The following is a 2,478-nucleotide window of genomic DNA, read 5'->3' on the forward strand; positions in this document are numbered from 1 at the left end:
CCCGCTCAGGCGAGCCAGGCGCTCTTCAACATCAAAGAAACCCGGCTGGTTCATGAGCCAATCCCTCAAATCACGACATGCGGAATGGAATCATACAGAGAGACCCAAAACCAGTGGTTTTTTTTAACTCTCCATCTATTTAAAATTCTTCAAGAATAAATTTATATTTTTTATCTATTTTTTCTTTAATTTTAAATTTTTTTATTTCCATAATTATTTTTTCATACCTCTTTAAAAAAGAATGCTGCACGTTATTTTCTGCATTTTTTAAATATTCGTTTCTTCTCAATCTAAATAATTCTTTCTTAAAACGTTCAAAAAATTTTTCTTCTATGTTGTGGGTAGAAGCACTTCTGTGATTTAGCTGCATATTGAAATAGGAAGCCCAATCATTATCAAATCGGCTTAAGTTGAACTCGGTTGACGCGAACGCTCCTCCATTCCTAGAATATTTCCAAATCCACTCAGGAATAGACTTGAAAAAATAGTGATTTATCACAATGTTTTCTGTGCATATAACATCAGAAAAAGACGGATCTCGGTGCAAGTTGGGAGGGGGATTTTTGTAATCATGTATATCCCCATTAGTAAGCCTACATACAATAGGGGTGGTTTTTGATATTGCTGGATGATGGGCAGAAGACATCATAATCATTTGTGGCCTAAAAACCGATTTAACCAATCTAACACCATGCCCGATCACACCGTCATCTACAAACGTATTATTTCGTTCAATTAGAGGGGAAAACACATCTTGTAAATTTTTTACATTTTCTGAAGCAATGAATTTCCAATTTATCGCAATTGAGTCGGTCGCCCAATAGGAAATCCAATTTAAAAAACTATTTACGTCATGAAATTTTCTTGTATTCAATGAAATAAATTCATCAGAATCAATAAGAAAGCACCATTTATAATCTAATATATGAGGAAGAATCGTTAGTGCATGGCTGTAGGCTTTAAATTGGATTCCAACTGGATTTTTTACAGGATTTTCTATCCAAGTAATCTCATCTAATGCTGAAAGACATTCTAATAATTGATCAGAACTGTCATCATTGTCATTACTATAGATAAAAAAATGTTCTACTCCCAAAGCTTTATGGTAAGCAATCCACTCGAGTAAATATATTCCTTCATTTCTAACTGTTGTTAGAATACATGTTTTTTCTGATGGTTTAATTTTTTTTCGCATATAAAAATTCAAAGAATGAAAAAAACTAACAAACAACCCATCTCTTCCAACATCTGCAAGAAAATATAGATCTGCATCGCAAAGGAAGTTTTCTTTTTCTGTATATTCTTGATGAGAATCTTTGTTATTTTTCCATTTAACCAAACTGGGGATTGCTTTTTTAGCCCAAATATCAATGCTAGATTTTTTAGATATTTTTAAAGCAATATCAAATCTACCATAAACAAAATCCGCAATAACATTCATGTCATCACTGCTAATTAAATATTGCACTGAACACAGAGAAACGTCTAAAATTAAGCCCTTATAGTTATTTATATATTTAATGATGGAATCGCAATTTATCTCACATGAATAAATATCTCTTATTTCGTATGCTACAGTAATTATATTATCATTTATTACATCAATTCGCTCAATAAAAAATTTTTCAAATTCATTATAATTAGTACTACTGCCATCAATAAACCCAGACTTACTTTCTGGATGTGGTGGAGTAGCCATTAAAACAGTATTTTTTCTAAAAACCTTTAAAAAAAATGAACCATCGTTATTAATAATTTTTTCCACTGGTAAAATGAAACTTTTTAAATCTGCACACAAAATCTCTATTATCTTTATATCTTCTGATACCAAAAAAGAAATATTATACTCATTTTTAAATTCTATCAAAAATACACGTTTGTAATCTTGCAAAACTTTTTCTTCAGCAGAAAATAGCTTTCCATCTAAATTTTTACATAAATATGTATTATGTACAGTTTTTATAAGACTAATTTTTAAATCTAAAACCATCATTTTACTCCTGATAAATCTCTAAATAAAATTATAATGTATTTTTTTTAAACTCAACCATAAATATTATTTCATAATATGGAGGGCTTTGTTGCGCAATTCACTGATTGGTCGTAGTGAACGCTTTTATGTTTTTTATTACGCGACCGCCTGGGTGATTGTGGGTTGGCGTGTCTCATCAACTGCCCATACCAACTTCGTACTGGACGCCCTCGAGAGGGCGGATTCAACCGGTTGTCGCGACACCTTCGATTATATGCTCTTTGAGGAATTGATCGAGTGCATCTGCTGGTGTTCTCCAACCCAGTGTTTTGCGTGGCTGCGTATTTCAGGGCATGGGCGACCGCATCCAATGCATTGGTATCATGCTGGCTGATATCCGCTCCCTTGGAGAAATATTAGCGTAGCAGAACATTGGTGTTTTCGTTGCTGCCTCGCTGCCAGGGATGTGGAGGGATCGAAGAACCGTTAATTAATGTGCCTTGGTT

1 protein-coding gene and 1 pseudogene are annotated in these 2,478 nt (G+C 33.3%); both read right to left on the reverse strand.

Features of this window, described 5'->3' with window-relative positions; translation table 11 throughout:
- Positions 1-139 precede the first annotated feature (139 nt).
- Positions 140-1,993, reverse strand: a complete 1,854-nt coding sequence (locus AD944_RS00595; protein ID WP_082784172.1) for a glycosyltransferase family 2 protein — start codon at positions 1,991-1,993, stop codon at positions 140-142.
- Between the two features lie 223 nt (positions 1,994-2,216).
- Positions 2,217-2,478 (reverse strand): annotated as a pseudogene (locus AD944_RS16545) (transposase); the annotation flags it as partial.

It is taken from the genome of Acetobacter tropicalis (genome assembly GCF_001580915.1).
Lineage (GTDB): Bacteria > Pseudomonadota > Alphaproteobacteria > Acetobacterales > Acetobacteraceae > Acetobacter > Acetobacter tropicalis.